15 protein-coding genes, 1 other RNA gene and 1 riboswitch are annotated in these 18,868 nt (G+C 45.9%); of the genes, 15 read left to right on the top strand and 1 reads right to left on the bottom strand.

What is annotated here, in order from left to right; all coding sequences use genetic code 11:
• Positions 1-76: 76 nt before the first annotated feature.
• The gene (locus tag WMO75_RS10550; RefSeq protein WP_022215615.1) at positions 77-394 is read left to right on the top strand and encodes a hypothetical protein; all 318 of its coding nucleotides are present in this window, start codon (positions 77-79) and stop codon (positions 392-394) included.
• Positions 395-440: 46 nt separating this feature from the next.
• Positions 441-530: riboswitch (cyclic di-GMP riboswitch) on the top strand.
• 130 nt (positions 531-660) lie between these two features.
• Here the strand turns inward: WMO75_RS10550 and ssrA are convergent.
• Positions 661-1,009, bottom strand: a transfer-messenger RNA (tmRNA) gene (ssrA, locus tag WMO75_RS10545).
• 225 nt (positions 1,010-1,234) lie between these two features.
• Here ssrA and WMO75_RS10540 point away from each other — a divergent pair.
• The 14 genes from WMO75_RS10540 to WMO75_RS10475 form a co-directional block, all read left to right on the top strand.
• Positions 1,235-1,717, top strand: a complete 483-nt coding sequence (locus WMO75_RS10540) for a transcriptional repressor (protein WP_118251351.1) — start codon at positions 1,235-1,237, stop codon at positions 1,715-1,717.
• A 236-nt stretch (positions 1,718-1,953) separates the two neighbouring features.
• Positions 1,954-2,268 (top strand): DUF6110 family protein, encoded by a 315-nt coding sequence (locus WMO75_RS10535; protein ID WP_118251352.1) that lies wholly within the window; start codon positions 1,954-1,956, stop codon positions 2,266-2,268.
• A 74-nt stretch (positions 2,269-2,342) separates the two neighbouring features.
• Entirely contained in the window at positions 2,343-4,415 is a 2,073-nt protein-coding gene (locus WMO75_RS10530) for a heavy metal translocating P-type ATPase (protein ID WP_022214553.1), read from the top strand.
• Positions 4,416-4,660: 245 nt separating this feature from the next.
• Complete coding sequence (locus WMO75_RS10525) at positions 4,661-5,212, top strand: DUF3793 family protein (RefSeq protein WP_118251353.1); 552 nt, start codon at positions 4,661-4,663, stop codon at positions 5,210-5,212.
• Positions 5,213-5,236: 24 nt separating this feature from the next.
• Complete coding sequence (locus WMO75_RS10520; protein WP_022214555.1) at positions 5,237-5,659, top strand: flavodoxin; 423 nt, start codon at positions 5,237-5,239, stop codon at positions 5,657-5,659.
• Positions 5,660-5,686: 27 nt separating this feature from the next.
• Positions 5,687-6,982, top strand: coding sequence for a phosphopyruvate hydratase (eno, locus tag WMO75_RS10515; RefSeq protein WP_022214556.1), 1,296 nt, complete (start codon positions 5,687-5,689; stop codon positions 6,980-6,982).
• Positions 6,983-7,279: 297 nt separating this feature from the next.
• Positions 7,280-8,935 carry a putative bifunctional diguanylate cyclase/phosphodiesterase gene (locus WMO75_RS10510; RefSeq protein ID WP_118251355.1) on the top strand — a complete coding sequence of 552 codons (1,656 nt, stop codon included), beginning with the start codon at positions 7,280-7,282 and terminating at the stop codon, positions 8,933-8,935.
• Positions 8,936-9,022: 87 nt separating this feature from the next.
• Positions 9,023-9,706 carry a response regulator transcription factor gene (locus WMO75_RS10505; protein ID WP_022214558.1) on the top strand — a complete coding sequence of 228 codons (684 nt, stop codon included), beginning with the start codon at positions 9,023-9,025 and terminating at the stop codon, positions 9,704-9,706.
• Positions 9,703-11,235, top strand: a complete 1,533-nt coding sequence (locus WMO75_RS10500; protein ID WP_022214559.1) for a sensor histidine kinase — start codon at positions 9,703-9,705, stop codon at positions 11,233-11,235. The genes WMO75_RS10505 and WMO75_RS10500 overlap by 4 nt, the downstream gene beginning before the upstream one ends.
• Positions 11,236-11,335: 100 nt before the next feature.
• Positions 11,336-11,956, top strand: coding sequence for an imidazole glycerol phosphate synthase subunit HisH (gene hisH / locus WMO75_RS10495; RefSeq protein WP_022214560.1), 621 nt, complete (start codon positions 11,336-11,338; stop codon positions 11,954-11,956).
• A 1-nt stretch (position 11,957) separates the two neighbouring features.
• Positions 11,958-12,716, top strand: a complete 759-nt coding sequence (gene hisF, locus WMO75_RS10490) for an imidazole glycerol phosphate synthase subunit HisF (protein WP_118698324.1) — start codon at positions 11,958-11,960, stop codon at positions 12,714-12,716.
• Between the two features lie 13 nt (positions 12,717-12,729).
• Positions 12,730-13,425 (top strand): uracil-DNA glycosylase, encoded by a 696-nt coding sequence (gene ung / locus WMO75_RS10485; protein WP_022214562.1) that lies wholly within the window; start codon positions 12,730-12,732, stop codon positions 13,423-13,425.
• Positions 13,426-13,427: 2 nt separating this feature from the next.
• Positions 13,428-15,044 carry a putative polysaccharide biosynthesis protein gene (locus WMO75_RS10480; protein WP_173905004.1) on the top strand — a complete coding sequence of 539 codons (1,617 nt, stop codon included), beginning with the start codon at positions 13,428-13,430 and terminating at the stop codon, positions 15,042-15,044.
• A gap of 244 nt (positions 15,045-15,288) precedes the next feature.
• Positions 15,289-18,868: acyl-CoA dehydratase activase-related protein (locus WMO75_RS10475; RefSeq protein WP_349078009.1), on the top strand; the 3,580-nt coding region annotated here is incomplete at its 3' end.

The raw sequence follows: 18,868 nt of genomic DNA, 5'->3' as shown, positions 1-18,868 counted from the left end.
TTTTGTTGACGTTTGGCGGGATTCTTTATAGAATAAGGGTGAAACCTATAGTATTGCACAAACGGAGGATAGAAAATTGGAAAAAATGACCGAAGTTGCAATTGTGAATTGCATCGAAAAAATGATGACGGAAAGGAGAGAAAAAATACTCGAATCTGATGAATACATCAGACAGGACGTAGACGATCTGAAAGAGCTGGAAGAAAGATACGCCGGCATGAATCTTCCTTACATGTTCAGAAGGGTGATCGATGATTATATCGCCTGCCTGGAATCAAAGAGTGAAAGATATGCAGATCTGTCTTATGTCAGGGGTATGGGTGATGCGATCTTCCTGCTCAAAAACATCGGTGCTCTCGGAAGCCCGGAAGCACTCAGCGTAAATGCAGAATAACTAATGAAACAATATCGTTTATGCAATAAAAGAGTATATTTATTTTATATTTAAAAGGCATAGCCGGGGAAATCCGGTGACGCAAAACTATAGGGTCTAAGCAAATGAAACAAATGTATGACAGCCAGTTGCACCTACAAGATATATATAGATCTTTTAAGAATCAGGAAAAAAGAATTACATATTCAGTAATACAAAAGATAACAAAAAGCTGACGCACATCTCCGTAGGTTTCGAAAGATGTGCGTCAGCTTTTTGATGCCATAAAATGGACCTGAGGGGAATCGAACCCCTGTCCGAAAGCCTATCCCTTGCGGTATCTCCCATCACAGTCGCTGATTTGACATTCCCTTGGCAGTACGCCCACCGACAGGCTTACTGCTTTGGTAGCTTCATGATACATCTACCGGGGCAAAGCTTACCCGGCAAGGTTTCTCACATAGTCGACACCAGATTCCTGATGTGTGAGTGCATCAGGGCTGATGAGCAGCGCTTAGGCTGCTAACGCGTACTGTTCGTCTGCGTTTATATTTAGTTTCCCGGTTGATACGCAGTCCAGGAGTCTGCGGATGGCTGCCTCAACTTCAAAACCCCCGTCGAAACCAGTACAAGCCCCAAACGTTTGGTGAAGGCTGAGCCTCCTTAGAAATACTGGTAAACAGACGATGCTCTTGTTTTGACTGTTTCTTATTATATGCAATAAAAGTTCCAGTTGTCAAGGGGAAGACAAAATTTCCGATTAAATTTCTTTCTGATAAAAAATAATCTTGACAGAAAAGGTTAGGTGATGTAAACTTTTGATAGTTGAATCGAACTAACTGAACGGACGGGAGTGATAGAATGGAAGCACTGAGAGAGATAATCTTTGAAGACGAAATGGAAACGGAAGTGAATTCCTGCCGTGATCAGCAGTATCAGCGGAGTAATATGCAGAGAAGTGCGATCATGAACAGACTTCGCCAGGCTGGCTGCAGAATTACAAAACAGAGAAAAATCATACTTGATATTATCCTGCAGGAGGAATGCACCTGCTGTAAGGAAATTTATTTTCTGGCATCAAAGAGAGATCCTAACATCGGAATGGCTACGATATACCGCATGATCAATCTCCTGGAAGAGATCGGTGCCCTCAAGAGGAAACGCGCTTACCGCATCTGCAATGAGGAATCCCCGGTACATATCTGCAGTGTCAAGCTGGATGACTACACCAGCATCCGCCTGGACGGTGAGAAACTGCGCCAGGTGATCGAGAAAGGCATGGAATCTTTTGGCTATCTGCACGACAGACGGGTACGCAGTATTTCAATGGAGAGCGGCGAATAACCGCTTTCCATGCACCTTTTCATAGGAAAGTATATAAAAATCCATCAAAAAATCCCTTATATTTTTATACATAAATGAGAAAATTTCTCAGAAGTGCAAGTTAGGCTGGACTTTTATTTGACGCATATTATAATGGTTGTAATGTCAAGGGACGGAACAGAAACCTATCATCCCGATGACAATAAAATACACTACATTAATTAGTAAATAATTTTACAACAGGAGGTATAAGTATAATGATCAAATTTAACACAAAACACAGCGGACTTTTTGCAGCAGGAGTAGTATTCGGAACAGCAGGTATCAAAGTACTTTCCAGCAAGGATGCAAAGAAACTTTATACCAACTGCACAGCAGCCGTTCTTCGTGCTAAAGACTGCGTTATGAAGACAGTATCCAAGGTTCAGGAAAACGCAGAGGATATCTATGCAGAAGCTAAGCAGATCAACGAAGACCGTGCCGCAGCAGAGGAAGCTTTTGAAGATGCAGCAGAGGAAGAAACTGTAGAAGAGACCACAGAAGAAACTGTAGAGACTGCAGAAGAAGAGTAAGAAATATCAAAAAAGAACACCTGTGGTAATCACTGCAGGTGTTTTTTATTAACAAACATGCGAGGAAAGATTATATGAAATTCAAAATAGAGCATCAGATCAAAGGCAGAGTCAGGATCCATATCTGCCAGAAGAGAATGACCTGCCGCCAGGCAGATCAGCTCGAATATTTTCTCAGCGGCCTGGAAGGCGTAACGGCTGTCAAAGTAGTAGAGCGTAATCAGGATGCGGTCATCTGCTACAATGGAGATAAACTGGCAATTCTGAAAGCGGTACAGAAGTTTTCATACGGTGCTTCCGAGGCTCCGGAGAGCTATCTCCAGAACTCCGGCCGTGAGATGAACAGCGAATACTGGGAAAAAATGGTAAATCATGTTGTGGTTCATTACGGCAAGAAGCTGTTCCTTCCAATGCCGGTCAGAACTGTACTTACCACATTACATTCTATGAAATATATTTGGAAGGGTATCCGCACTCTTGCAAAACGCAAGATCGAAGTATCCGTACTTGATGCAACAGCGATCGGAGTATCCATTTTCCGTGGAGATTTCTCGACAGCATCTTCCGTTATGTTCCTGTTAGGCTTCGGTGAGATCCTTGAGGACTGGACACATAAGAAATCTGTAGACGACCTGGCAAGAAGCATGTCCCTCAATGTAAGCAAAGTATGGCTTGTGACAGAGGGCGGAGAAGTCCTTGTAAATTCTGACCAGATCAAACCTGGCGATGAAGTCAAGATCCATATGGGAACCGTGATCCCATTCGACGGTATCGTTACAGCCGGAGAGGGAATGGTCAACCAGGCATCTCTTACAGGAGAATCCATGCCGGTTGTAAAACGCGAAGCAAGCTATGCATATGCAGGAACTGTTGTTGAGGAAGGTGAGATCACCATCCGTGTCAAAGAAACATCCGGTTCCACCAAGTTTGAGAAGATCGTTACCATGATCGAAGAAACCGAGAAACTTAAATCAGCAGTAGAGAGCAAGGCAGAACATCTTGCAGACAGCCTTGTGCCGTACACACTTGCAGGAACAGGACTTACCTACCTGCTCACCAGAAACGTGACCAAGGCACTGTCTATCCTTATGGTAGACTTCTCCTGCGCTCTGAAACTTGCAATGCCGATCTCCGTGCTTGCAGCGATCCGCGAAGCAAATGCACACAAGATCACAGTCAAGGGCGGCAAATTCCTGGAGGCAGTTGCTGAGGCAGACACCATCGTATTTGATAAGACAGGAACATTGACTAAGGCAAAACCGACGGTAGTAGACGTTGTTTCCTTTAACGGCGAGTCCAAGGATGATCTTCTTCGTCTTGCAGCCTGCATGGAAGAGCATTTCCCACATTCTATGGCAAAAGCAGTCATGGATGCGGCTAAGGACCGCGGCCTGACTCATGAAGAAATGCACTCTAAAGTAGAATATATCGTAGCACACGGAATCTCCACGACTGTAGATGGAAGAAAAGCCATCATCGGAAGCCATCACTTCGTATTCGAAGATGAGAAGTGCACGATCCCGGAGGGCAAAGAAGAAGAATTTGCAAGTCTTCCGCCGGAATACTCTCACCTGTATCTTGGCATCGAGGGTGAGCTGGCAGCTGTTATCTGCATCGAAGATCCGCTGCGTCCGGAGGCACCGGAAGTGATCCGCAAACTGCATGAAGCAGGATTTACACAGATCGTCATGATGACAGGCGACAGCGACCGTACAGCCAAAGCGATCGCAGCCAGAGTCGGTGTAGACAAATATTATTCTGAAGTACTTCCGGAAGACAAGGCAAGATTTATCGAGGAAGCAAGAGAAAGCGGACACAAAGTCCTGATGGTCGGCGATGGGATCAACGATTCACCGGCACTTTCCGCTGCAGATGTCGGAATCGCGATCAGTGATGGTGCAGAACTTGCAAGAGAGATCTCCGATATCACGATCGGCGCAGATGATCTGTCTGTTATGGTCACACTCAAAGAGATCAGCAACGGTCTGATGACCAAGATCCACAAGAACTACAGACGTATCATGGGTATCAACGGAACCCTGATCGCACTCGGTGTGACAGGCGTGATCCAGCCGACAATGTCTGCACTTCTTCACAATACATCCACACTGCTGATCGGTATGGATTCCATGAAATCTGTCCTTTAAAAAATAGCTGAAAAAATAAAAAAGTTAAATGCAAAAAACTCTTGACAGCACAGGTGAAATATAGTACTATCATCTCAGTTAGTTAGTTCTAACCAAGAGCGTAATATTTTACGGGTATGGAGACATATCCGTAAAATTTAAAAGCTAAGTTAGTTAAAACTAATCTATTTCCTGCGCGCAAAAGCGAGAATCAGTAAATCCTTTTTCCTTGCAGGAAGCATCATGAGCGAGATGGAGGTAACCAAATGTTAGAATCAGGTATTGTTGCGCATTGCGCTCCGACGCTTGCAGGGATAAAAACGGCAAATATGTTTAACTATCTGCCGGATGATATGGAGGATCTGCCAAGAGAGGTACAGGAAGAAAACCGTAAGCTGAATGGAAAAGGGGTTTATGTGGAAATACTGAGAACAGGCGAGAAGAGAGCACTGATCTACGTCTACCGGAAAAACAAGCTGGAAGCTGATCTGAACAGGGAAGGAGCCGAGAACATCCTTCAGACCTGTGGATACGAATGCCGGGGAACGGACTGCTGTCTTCGCAAACTTCAGGACCGCTTTTTTCAGTATGAATGCTTCCCTCATGAGGTGGGACTGTTCCTGGGATATCCTCTGGATGATGTGACAGGATTTATTGAACAGAAGGGAAAAAATTACAAGTGCTGTGGGATCTGGAAGGTTTACGGAGATGAGCAGAAGACCCAGGTGATCTTCCGGAAACTGAAGAAATGTTCAGAAATCTATCAGAAATTATTTGCCGATGGCAGAAGCATCCTTCAGCTCACCGTCGCAGCATGATCAAGAAAGGACAGGTAAAAGAATATGAGTAAAGTAGCAGTTGTATATTGGAGTTCTACAGGAAACACAGAGAGCATGGCAAATGCAGTAGCAGACGGAGCAAAAGAAGCAGGCGCAGAAGTTACTGTATTTGAGACAGCAGACTTTGAGGCAGCAAAAGTAGACGAATTTGATGCAATCGCATTCGGATGCCCGGCTATGGGAGATGAAGTACTGGAAGAAGATGAGTTCGAGCCAATGTTCAGCTCCTGTGAAGAAAAACTCTCCGGCAAAAAGATCGGTCTTTTCGGATCCTACGGATGGGGCGATGGAGACTGGATGCACAACTGGGAAGCTAAATGCAAAGAGGACGGAGCTGTTCTTGTAGCAGACGGTGTGATCTGTCAGGAAGAACCAGACGATGAAGCAGTAGAAAACTGCAAAGCATTAGGAAAAGCACTGGCATAAATCTACAGATCAAGGAGTAAAAAGATCATGAACTATTTGGAAATTGAAAAAGTCATCGGCCGTGAGATCATGGATTCCAGAGGAAATCCGACAGTAGAAGCAGAAGTAACCCTGATCGACGGTACCGTAGGAAGAGGAACAGCACCAAGCGGCGCATCTACAGGTGAATTTGAGGCACTGGAACTCCGCGACGGTGACAAAGCAAGATATCTCGGAAAAGGTGTTTTGAAAGCAGTAGAAAACATCAACACAAAGATCAGCGAAGCGATCGTTGGCCTGGATGCATCTGATATCTATGCAGTAGACAAGGCAATGATCGAGGCAGACGGCACAAAAGACAAATCAAATCTTGGAGCCAATGCGATCCTTGCAGTTTCTATCGCAACAGCAAGAGCAGCTTCCCTTGCACTGGAGATCCCGCTGTATCGTTTGCTTGGAGGAATTTCCGGAAACCGTCTTCCTGTTCCGATGATGAATATCTTAAACGGTGGAGCTCATGCAGCAAATACTGTTGACGTGCAGGAGTTTATGGTCATGCCTGTAGGAGCACCTACATTCCGTGAAGCACTGCGCTGGTGTGCAGAAGTTTTCCATGCACTTGCTGCACTTCTTAAAGCAGAAGGACTTGCTACTTCCGTAGGAGATGAAGGTGGTTTTGCACCGAACCTCGCAAGTGATGAAGAAGCGATCCAGTACATCCTCAAAGCGATCGAAAAAGCAGGATACGAGCCAGGCAAAGATTTCATGCTTGCCATGGACGCAGCTTCCAGCGAATGGAAAGGTGAGAAGAAGGGCGAGTACATCCTTCCGAAAGCAGGCACCAAATTTACTTCTGAAAGTCTGATCCAGCACTGGAAACAGCTTGTAGAGAAATATCCGATCATTTCTATCGAAGATGCCCTGGATGAAGAAGATTGGGAAGGCTGGCAGCTTCTGACCAAAGAACTTGGCGGAAAAGTACAGCTTGTAGGTGACGATTTATTCGTAACCAATACAGAGCGTCTGAAGAAAGGTATTGATCTTGGATGCGGAAACTCTATTCTGATCAAACTCAACCAGATCGGTTCTGTTTCTGAAACTCTTGAAGCGATCAAGATGGCACATAAAGCAGGATATACAGCAATTTCTTCTCATCGTTCCGGTGAGACAGAAGATACAACGATCGCAGATCTTGCAGTTGCACTGAATACCTGCCAGATCAAGACAGGAGCACCAAGCCGTACAGAGCGCGTGGCAAAATACAACCAGCTTCTCCGTATTGAAGAAGAACTTGGAAGTGCTGCTGTATATCCGGGAATGGGAGCTTTTAACGTAAAACGCTGAGCATTCAGAATATAACCTGGATCTTTTGGAAGTTTTTTATAAGAATCAAGAATACTGTCGTGAGAAAATGTTGATTTTTGTGGATACTTTTTCTCTGCGGCAGTATTTTTTTTGTGATAATAGTTACTATTTGTTGGATAATCAGTGGGGAAAGCAACAAAAACGGAAAAATTTGTTGATTTAGGAATTTTCAGATATTGCAATCAAACCATCATTATATTATACTGTACGTATAAAATTGGATAATAATGTATATGAGGTGATTCTATCAGTTACCAATGGGAAGGAATTTATAGAATGAGTAGAACATATCATCAGCGTGCCAGGATTCTGGTAGTAGATAATTCAGAGATCAACAGAGAAATGCTGAACGATATTCTGGGAGAGACTTATGAGATAAGGCTGGCTGGAAGCGGTCGCGAAGCTCTCGAGATTCTTGAGAAGGAACACTGGAATCTGGAACTGGTGCTGCTGAAGCTGGAAATGCCGGATATTGACGGCTATGAGCTTCTGGAGATCATGAGAGAGAAGATGTGGCTGGAGGAATTTGCCGTGATCGCCGTGATCGCGAGCCTGACTGCCGATGTCAAGAGAGCATACAGACTTGGGGTCTGCGACTGTTTCAGACTTCCTTATGTGACAAGCATCTTAAGTCATCGTATCGAGAATGCGATCGTCACACATGAGAAGGAGTACAGAGACTATCTGACGGGAGCCTATAACCGCCGCGGCTTTATTTATATGGTAGAGAAATTCCTGAATCACTGTGAGGACAGATCCAAATACGCGATCGTATTTTTTAATATCAAGAGTTTCAAGGCGACCAATGAACTACTTGGAATCAAGGAAGGCGACCATATCCTGGACAGCCTCTATGATGAGATAGAGCAGTCTTTCCTGAAACCGATCTATGTGGGCAGGATCGAAGCAGACCACTTTGTGAGCTTTGTAGAGCGTGACCGGATTTCCGGAGAGAAGCTGGCAGATTTCTGTGATCAGGTTTTTGATGTCAGCAATAAGAAGATCCGTGTGCACTGCAGATGCGGTATCTTTTATCTTAAGGACGAGCCGATGCCGGTTTCCGGAATGATCGACCGTGCCAAACTTGCGAAGCAGTACATTGTGGATGAATATCTCAAGCCATATGCGGTTTTTGACCATAATATGGATATGGCATATATTGACAATGCAGAGATCACAACAGAATTTGAGGAAGCGATCGCAAACGAAGAACTGGAAGTCTACTATCAGCCGATCGTAGATTCTGTGACAGGCAAGATCATGTCTGCGGAGGCTCTGATCCGCTGGATCCATCCGAAGAAGGGATTTATCTCCCCGGGGATCTTTGTGCCGAAGCTGGAGGAGGATGGTTCCATTTCCAAACTTGACCGTTATGTATTCCAGAAGGTACGTGCCTATATCCGCGGCAGATATGAGAAGGGACTGGAAGTCGTTCCTGTTTCCATGAACCTTTCCTGGATGGATTTTTATGATGAGACACTGATCGAGGAGATCATTGATTTCCTGGAGCATGCGGAATTCCCGTCCAGACTGATCCGTTTTGAGATCACCGAGACTTCTTATGCGGCACTCGAGGAGAATGTCGGCAATGTCCTCAACAAGATCAAGGAAAAGGGAGCCTGGATCCTTCTGGATGATTTTGGAAGCGGTTATTCTTCCTTTAATATGTTGCAGAAATTTTCCTTCGATATTCTCAAGATCGACATGTCCTTTACAAGAGAGATCGAAGCGAACTCAAGAGCAAGGAAACTGATCCCGCTGATCATAGAAGCAGCTCATGCACTGGATGCCAGAACAGTGGCTGAGGGTGCGGAGACCAAAGAGCAGGTAGAGTTCCTTAAGGAACATGGATGTGATTATATTCAGGGATATTATTTCTACCGTCCAATGAAAAAAGACGAATTTTCTGAGAAACTGGACCAGAATTCCTGAAATCGTTCACAAAACAAACATAAATCTCTGATAAGATGATAGCATTGAAATACAACAAAAGAAATTTTTTGATTGGAGGAATCAGAGATGGAAGCCCCGAAAATTCTTGTAGTAGATGATGAAAGCCGTATGAGGAAGCTGGTGAGAGATTTCCTGGAGAAGAAGAATTTCCAGGTACTTGAGGCAGGCGACGGCGAAGAAGCAATGGATATTTTCTACGAGGAAAAGGATATCGCCCTCATCCTTCTGGATGTCATGATGCCAAAGATGGATGGATGGGAAGTGTGCAGGGAGATCCGTAAGAATTCCAAGGTGCCGATCATCATGCTGACAGCGAGAGGTGATGAGAGGGACGAGCTCCTTGGATTTGACCTCGGAGTAGATGAATACATTTCAAAACCATTCAGTCCGAAGATCCTGGTCGCCAGAGTGGAGGCGATCCTTCGAAGGACCGGACAGGACGTAGGAGGCGATGTCCTGTCGGCAGGAGGGATCGTGATCGACAAGGCGGCACATCAGGCATCTGTTGATGGTGAGCCGATGGAACTGAGCTTTAAGGAGTTTGAACTTCTGACTTATTTCCTTGAGAACCAGGGGATCGCTCTTTCCAGAGAGAAGATCTTGAATTCTGTATGGAATTATGATTATTTCGGCGATGCCAGAACGATTGATACGCACGTCAAGAAGCTGAGAAGCAAGATGGGTGCGAAGGGAGAATATATCAAGACTGTCTGGGGAATGGGTTACAAATTTGAGGTGGATGAACAATGAGATTTTTCCACAAAGATTCAGATAAGAAGCGGAAGAACAGGAAGTTCCATCCGCTGCGCCGACAGATAGCAGTCCTGTTTATTGGACTGCTTCTTCTTTCTATGGTCGTGATCACCCTGATCAATGGGTTATTCCTGGAACATTATTATATCAGCCGCAAGACAGAAGTGCTGAAGGAAGCGGTAGAGAAGCTGGAGAACCTTGAGGTTGAGACAGATTCCGATGGAAACAGCAGTGCGGAAGTCTCGGATGAGATGTTCAAGGACTGTTCTGAGAACAACCTTACCTGGGTCATGGTCACAGCAGACGGACAGACGATCTGTTCTGTTGGAAGCAATGAGGATCTTCTGCAGGCCAGACTGGTTGGATATGTATACGATCTTGATCAGAAGAAGAACAAGGAGAAAGTTCTCCAGAAAAATGACAATTATGTGATCCAGCAGGTCAGTGACCGCTTTGCCAGAATGGAATATGTGGAGAGCTGGGGAGAACTGGGGAATGGATGCTATTTCCTGATCCGTACTCCGCTTGAGAGTATCCGGGAGAGTGTCGCGATCTCCAACAGTTTTTATTTCTATGTGGGACTTGGGATTATTGCTCTCAGCGGACTGGTGGTTTGGGTGATCACGAAGCGTATCACAAAGCCGATCAGTGAACTGACACAGCTTTCTACCAAGATGAGTGAACTGGATTTTGATGCGAAATATCACAGCCAGGCGGGCAATGAGATCGATGAGCTTGGAGAGAACTTCAACCGCATGTCTGAACAGCTTGAGAAGACGATCTCCGAACTGAAATCGGCGAACAATCAGCTGCTCAAGGATATTGAGAATAAAGAAAAGATCGACCAGATGCGTCAGGAGTTCCTGAACAACGTCTCTCATGAACTCAAGACCCCGATCGCACTGGTACAGGGATATGCCGAGGGACTGAAGGAAAATATTTCCGATGACCCGGAGAGCAGGGAATTTTACTGCGATGTCATCATGGATGAAGCGGCCAAGATGAATAAGCTGGTTAAGAACCTTCTGACTCTGAACCAGCTGGAATCCGGCAGGGATGAAGTTTCCATGGAGAGATTTGATATCGTAAGTCTGATCCGCGGAGTACTGCAGTCCATGGATATCATGATCCAGCAGAAAGAAGCGAAGGTAAGTTTCGAGGCATCAGAGCCGGTCTATGTCTGGGCAGATGAGTTCAAGATCGAGGAAGTTGTGACGAACTATACCAGCAACGCACTGAATCATCTGAACGGTGAGAAGGAGATCGAGATCCGTGTGATCCCGGAGGATGACCGTGTCAGAGTGACTGTATTTAACACAGGAACACCGATCCCGGAGGAGGATGTTCCGAAACTGTGGAATAAATTTTACAAAGTGGACAAGGCAAGGACCAGAGAATACGGTGGAAGTGGTATCGGGCTTTCTATCGTAAAAGCCATCATGGAAGGCCTGCACCAGCAGTATGGTGTACAGAATTATGACAATGGCGTAGAGTTCTGGTTTACGCTCGACCGCAAAAATGATTAAAAAAGAAGCAGATGTAAAGAAACCACTTTGCATCTGCTTCTTTTTGCGGTATACTTGGACATGATGATCAACATGAATAAAGACAGGATGTGAGATACGAATGATAGGTATTATCGACTACGATGCAGGAAACATCAAAAGTGTGGAGAAAGCACTTGCCTACCTTGGCGAAGAAACCGTTGTATCCCGTGACCCGCAGGTGCTCCTTCGGGCAGACAAAGTGATCCTTCCGGGAGTTGGAAGCTTCGGCGAAGCAATGGAAAACTTACATAAATATGGTTTGGTTCCGGTGATCCAGGACATGATAAAGAAAGGAACCCCGTTTCTTGGGATTTGTCTTGGATTACAGCTTTTATTTGAAAGCAGCGAAGAGACACCGGGTGTAGAAGGACTTGGGATCCTTAAAGGCAAGATCTTGCGTATTCCGCCATCTCCGGGACTCAAGATCCCGCACATGGGATGGAATTCCCTGCACCTTCAGAATAACGGAAGACTGTTTAAGGATATCCCGGAAGATACCCATGTATATTTTGTACATTCCTATTATCTCCAGGCAGAAGATCCGCAGATCGTGAAGGCAGTGACTGAGTACAGCACAACGATCCATGCTTCTGTCGAGAAGGACAATGTATTTGCCTGCCAGTTCCATCCGGAAAAGAGCAGCAAGTACGGACTTAAGATCCTCGAAAACTTTGCGAAACTTGAGAAGGAGGGGAACTGATATGTTTACAAAGAGAATCATTCCCTGTCTGGATGTAAACAACGGACGTGTGGTAAAGGGCGTTAATTTTGTAGATCTCAAAGATGCGGGAGATCCTGTGGAGATCGCCAAAGCTTACGATGCAGCCGGTGCAGATGAGCTTGTTTTTCTGGATATCACAGCATCCTGTGAAGAACGTGACACGGTTGTGGATATGGTGCGTCAGGTTGCGGCAAATGTATTTATTCCGTTTACCGTCGGCGGCGGTATCCGTACGGTAGACGATTTCAAGAAACTTCTCCGTGAGGGTGCAGACAAGATCTCTGTCAATTCCGCAGCGATCGACCGTCCGGAGCTTATCACAGAGGCAGCAGAGAAGTTCGGAAGCCAGTGTGTTGTCGTGGCGATTGATGCCAAACGAAGAGAAGACGGCGGCTGGAACATCTACAAACACGGTGGACGTCTGGATACCGGCATTGATGCCATTGAATGGGCCAAAAAGGTCGAGCGTCTCGGTGCAGGTGAGATCCTTCTTACCAGCATGGACTGTGACGGGACCAAAGCAGGATACGATATTGAACTGACCAGAGCGATCGCAGACGCAGTTTCTATTCCGGTCATTGCATCTGGCGGTGCAGGAACTCTGGAACATTTTTATGATGCACTGACAGAGGGCGGTGCAGATGCCGCGCTGGCAGCATCTTTATTCCATTACAAAGAACTGGAGATCCGTCAGGTGAAGGATTATCTGGCAGAGAGAGGGATTTCCGTTCGAAGATAAGAGGTGATAATACATGGCTCCTTTATCGGGAGAATGGCTGGAAGCATTAAAGGATGAATTCCATCAGCCATATTATGCAAAATTATATAAGACAGTTATGCAGGAGTATCAGACACGGAAGATCTTTCCTCCGGCAGATGATATGTTCAATGCATTTCATTTTACACCGCTGAGCCAGGTGAAGGTCGTGATTCTTGGACAAGACCCGTACCACAATGACGGACAGGCGCACGGACTGTGCTTTTCTGTCAAAAGGGATGTCGAGGTTCCGCCGTCACTGGTGAATATTTATCAGGAATTACACGATGATCTGGGATGCTATATCCCGGACAATGGATATCTGGAAAAATGGGCAAAGCAGGGCGTGCTTATGCTGAACACCGTTTTGACTGTCCGCGCACATCAGGCAAATTCCCACCGTGGGATCGGATGGGAGCAGTTTACCGATGCTGCGATTCGGATCTTGAATGAGCAGGACCGTCCGATCGTTTTCCTTCTCTGGGGACGTCCGGCACAGATGAAGAAATCCATGCTCAACAATCCGAAGCATCTGATCCTGGAGGCACCGCACCCAAGCCCGCTGTCCGCGTACAGGGGATTTTTCGGATGCCATCATTTCAGTAAGACAAATGAATTTCTGGTTCAGAACGGACTGGACCCGATCGACTGGCAGATCGAAAATAAAGCAGAACAGGAAAATAAGGAGTAAAAATGAGTCAGAAGAACAATTTAGTCAAAAACGCGTCCTTTCTGATGATCGCGGCAATGATTTCCAAGGTCATCGGATTATTATATAAGAGCCCGCTTTCTTCTATTGTAGGAAATATGGGCATGGGCTATATCAGCCTTGCACAGAATGCCTACATGATCCTTCTGATGATCGCTTCTTTCAGTATCCCGCAGGCAGTTTCCAAACTGATCTCCGAGAGGATTGCTTTAAAAGATTACAAAAATGCACAGAAGATCTTTCGCGGATCCCTGATCTACGCTGCGATCATAGGCGGGATCGTGGCACTGGTATGCTTGTTTGGGGCGAGATTCATCATCCCGAGCAACCAGCCGAATGCCGTGCTGGCACTCCAGATCCTGTCTCCAACGATCTTCCTTTCCGGAATCCTTGGTGTGTACAGAGGATATTTCCAGGCATACCGAAATATGATGCCGACTTCCATCTCACAGATCCTGGAACAGATCTTTAATGCGGCAGTCAGCCTGATCGCTGCATGGATGTTTATCAAATATTTTGCAGACGGCAGTGATGGAAGTGTCGCAAAATGGGGAGCAGCCGGTTCTACTGTGGGAACGACTGCAGGTGTTGTAACTGCGCTGATCTTTATGCTCCTTGTATACGGAGTCAACCGCAGAGCTATCAAGAGAAGAGTGGCAGGAGATCATTACCATGAAGAGGAAACTTATGGTGAGATTCTGAAACTGATCATCCTGATCGTTTCTCCGATTATCCTGAGTTCTTTTATTTACAATATCAATGGTTATCTCAATGGTGTCCTGTATTCCGAGATCATGGGAAAACATGGCGTGGATTCCGATACGATCAGTATGCTTTATGCAGAATATGCGACTTATTTTATGAGTATCATCAACATCCCGCTGACACTTTCCAGTGCAGCTCCGACATCCATGATACCGGAGGTTTCTGCCCTGTATGCGACGGGTGACATTGACGAGACCAGAAGGAGAGTTGACCAGACAGTCCAGCTTTCTATGTTTATTTCCATTCCGTGTGCAGTCGGACTTGCCGTGCTTGCACAGCCGATCGTGTCTCTGCTTTTTGGCGGAACAAACGGTGTGGCAGGAAAACTCCTGCTGCTTGGATCCTTTACGATTCTTCTGAATGGAATGTCAAACATTTCCAATGGTGTCCTTCAGGGTATCGGCAAGCCGAAGATCCCGATGATGACTGCAGCAGTGGCGCTTTTGGTCGATGTGATCGTGGTCGTATTACTTTTGATGTTTACAGATCTTGGCATTTATGCGCTTCTGGTGGCGATGATCGTCTATGCGGTCGTTGTCTGCGTGATGAATGATTTCTTTATGAAAAAATATCTGGATTATAAGAATCCGTGGAAGGCAGCCTATGTAAGCCCGATCCTTGCATCGGTTGTCATGGGTGTTGTGGCAGGTGCTGTATACTACGGACTGCATGTGATCCTGCCGTCAAACTTTATCTGCCTTGGCGTATCCATCGTTCTGGCAGCGGCAGCGTATTTCCTGGCTTATATTCTGGTTGACAAGACTGCTTCCGAGCGCCTTTCCAGAATGCCGGGCGGCGCTTATCTGGTAAGGATCGCAAACAGATTCCACAGATAAAAGGATATGACATAAAATATAATATTCAGGATCAAAAGCATTTTCGGACATGGTTTCGGAGGTGCTTTTTTTCTGCTACTCGGGCAGGAGAGTAACAAATTCTTGAAGTTGGTCATTGTCATTTGTAAAACTTTGTCGTATAATGTTACGGAATTCGATTTGAAAAAACACTTTTTAATAAGAAAGAACACGTTACACATTCATATCTGTATATATACAGTTTTATGACGAGGAGGTCGATTTATTGAATACATACACATTGGGAATTGATATCGGATCTACTACAGTAAAGATTGCGATTCTTGATGAAAACGATCAGCTTCTGTTTGCAGATTACGAACGTCATTTTGCAAACATCCAGGAAACACTGGCTGATCTGTTGGAGAAAGCCCATGCAAAACTTGGAGAGATGACACTCTGCCCGGTGATCACAGGTTCTGGTGGTCTGACACTTGCGAACCATCTGGAAATCCCGTTCGTGCAGGAGGTTATCGCGGTTTCTACTTCTTTGCAGAAGATCGCACCGCAGACAGATGTTGCGATTGAGCTTGGCGGTGAGGATGCCAAGATCATCTATTTTGAGGGTGGAAACATTGAACAGCGAATGAACGGTATCTGTGCCGGAGGTACAGGTTCCTTTATCGACCAGATGGCATCCCTGCTTCAGACAGATGCTACCGGTCTGAATGAATATGCAAAAAATTACAAAGCACTTTATCCGATCGCTGCCCGCTGCGGTGTATTTGCAAAGACGGATATCCAGCCGCTGATCAACGAGGGCGCAACGAAGGAAGACCTGTCTGCATCTATTTTCCAGGCAGTTGTAAACCAGACGATTTCCGGTCTTGCCTGCGGTAAACCGATCCGTGGTCATGTAGCATTCCTTGGCGGTCCTCTGCATTTCCTTTCCGAGCTCAAGACGGCGTTTATCAGAACTCTGAAACTGGATGATGAGCATACGATCGTTCCGGAGAATTCTCATCTTTTTGCTGCGATTGGTTCTGCACTGAATGCGAAGAAAGATGTGACGGTTTCCCTGACAGATCTTAAAGACAGACTGCGTCATTCAATCAAGCTTGACTTCGAAGTAGAGCGTATGGAGCCGTTGTTTGCGACAGAGGAAGATTACGAAGCATTTAACAAACGCCAGTCTTCTTACAAAGTTGCAACAGGCGATCTGGCAAGCTATAAGGGTAACTGCTATCTTGGTATCGATGCCGGATCTACCACGACAAAGACTGCACTGGTAGGAGAGGATGGAAGCCTTCTTTATTCCTTCTACAGTAATAACAACGGAAGCCCGCTCAAGACAGCAATCCGTTCTATCCAGGAAATCTATTCCAAACTTCCGGAAGGCGCAAATATCGCCTATGCATGCTCTACCGGTTATGGTGAGGCTCTTATAAAGGCAGCGCTTCTTCTGGATGAGGGAGAGGTTGAGACTGTATCTCATTACTATGCAGCAGCATTTTTTGATCCGGAAGTAGACTGTATCCTGGACATCGGTGGTCAGGATATGAAGTGTATCAAGATCAAGAACCAGACCGTAGACAGCGTACAGTTAAATGAGGCATGTTCTTCCGGCTGTGGTTCCTTTATCGAGACTTTTGCGAAATCTCTGAACTACAGTGTGCAGGATTTTGCGAAGGCAGCGCTTTTTGCACAGCATCCAATCGACCTTGGAACACGCTGTACCGTATTTATGAACTCCAAGGTAAAACAGGCGCAGAAAGAGGGCGCGGAGGTATCTGATATTTCCGCAGGTCTTGCGTACTCTGTTATCAAGAACGCGCTTTACAAGGTTATCAAGGTTTCTGATGCGACAGAACTTGGCAGGCATATCGTTGTACAGGGTGGTACTTTTTATAATGATGCGGTACTCCGAAGCTTTGAGAAGATCGCAAGCTGTGAAGCGATCCGTCCGGATATCGCAGGTATCATGGGTGCGTTTGGTGCGGCTCTGATCGCGAGAGAGCGTTATGAGACGGGCAAAAAGACAACAATGCTTTCCATTGACAAGATCAATGAGCTGAAATATACAACATCTATGGCAAACTGCCGCGGATGTACCAATAACTGCCGTCTGACCATCAATAAATTTACCGGCGGCCGTCAGTTCATCAGTGGAAACCGCTGTGAGAGAGGTATCGGCAAAGAGAAAAACAAGGATCATGTGCCGAACCTTTATGAATATAAATACAAGAGACTGTTTTCCTATGAGCCGTTAAGCCCGGATCAGGCAATCAGGGGACAGGTGGGTATCCCGCGTGTCCTGAACATGTTTGAGAATTATCCGTTCTGGTATACATTCTTTACCAAACTGAAATATGAAGTGGTGCTTTCGCCGACTTCTACCAGAAAGCTCTACGAGCTTGGCATTGAGTCCATCCCGAGTGAATCAGAGTGTTATCCGGCGAAGCTGGCACATGGTCATGTGAGCTGGCTGATCAAAAAAGGTGTGAAATTTATTTTCTATCCTTGTGTTCCGTATGAACGAAATGAGTTCCCGGATGCAGTCAACCATTATAACTGCCCGATCGTTACTTCTTATGCAGAAAACATCAAGAACAATGTGGATGAGCTCAAAGATCCGAGCATCAAGTTTATGAATCCGTTTATGGCATTTACGACCGAAGCGATCCTGACAGACCGTCTGGTACAGGTATTTAAGGATATTCCGGCAGAGGAAGTAAAGGCAGCAGCTCATGCGGCATGGGAAGAACTTGCCCAGGCACGTAAAGATGTGCAGAAAAAGGGCGAGGAGACTCTTCAGTACCTTAAGGATACCGGACGAAGAGGAATCGTCCTTGCAGGCCGTCCGTATCACATCGACCCTGAAATCCATCATGGTATCCCGGATCTGATCAACAGTTATGGTATTGCGGTATTTACAGAGGATTCTATTTCTCATCTTGCAGAAGTAGAGCGTCCAATCCGTGTCAATGACCAGTGGATGTATCATTCCCGTCTGTATGCGGCAGCAAACTTTGTCAAAAAACAGGATAATCTGGATCTGATCCAGCTCAATTCCTTTGGATGTGGTCTGGATGCGGTTACAACAGATGAGGTTTATGAGATCCTCGATGGCAGCGGCAAGATCTATACCTGCCTGAAGATCGATGAGGTGAATAACCTTGGAGCGGCAAGGATCCGTGTACGTTCCCTGCTGGCAGCACTCCGTGCAAAAGATGCACAGCATAAAGAGCGTGAGATCAAACCGTCTTCTATCGAGAAGGTTGTATTTACCAAGCAGATGCGTAAGGATTATACGATCCTCTGCCCGCAGATGTCACCGTTCCATTTCGGAATCCTGCAGGCTGCATTTAATACCTGTGGATATCATCTGGAAGTCCTTCCGAATGATAATAAGCATGCAGTCGATGTGGGACTGAAATATGTAAATAATGATGCCTGCTATCCGTCTCTGATGGTAGTCGGACAGGTTATGGATGCGCTTCTTTCCGGCAAGTATGACCTGAACAAAACGGCTGTCATCATGTCTCAGACAGGTGGTGGATGCCGTGCGTCCAACTATATCGCATTTATCCGCCGTGCACTCAAGAAGACCGGCATGGAGCAGGTTCCGGTTATTTCCATCAACTTAAGTGGTCTGGAAAGCAATCCGGGATTCAAGCTGACGCTTCCACTGATCAAGCGAGTATGCTATGGTGCAGTGTTTGGAGATATCCTGATGAAATGCGTTTACCGCATGCGTCCGTATGAGGTGGAAGAGGGAATCGTCAACCGTAAGCATAAGATCTGGGAGCAGAGGGTGATCTCCTTCCTGACGGGAAGCAGTGTCAGCCACAGCCAGTTCAAGAAGA

Source organism: Blautia intestinihominis (assembly GCF_040096655.1).
GTDB classification, from domain to species: Bacteria; Bacillota; Clostridia; order Lachnospirales; family Lachnospiraceae; genus Blautia_A; species Blautia_A intestinihominis.
Note: the sequence above shows the minus strand (reverse complement) of the source record. Positions and strands in the feature narration are given on the sequence as shown.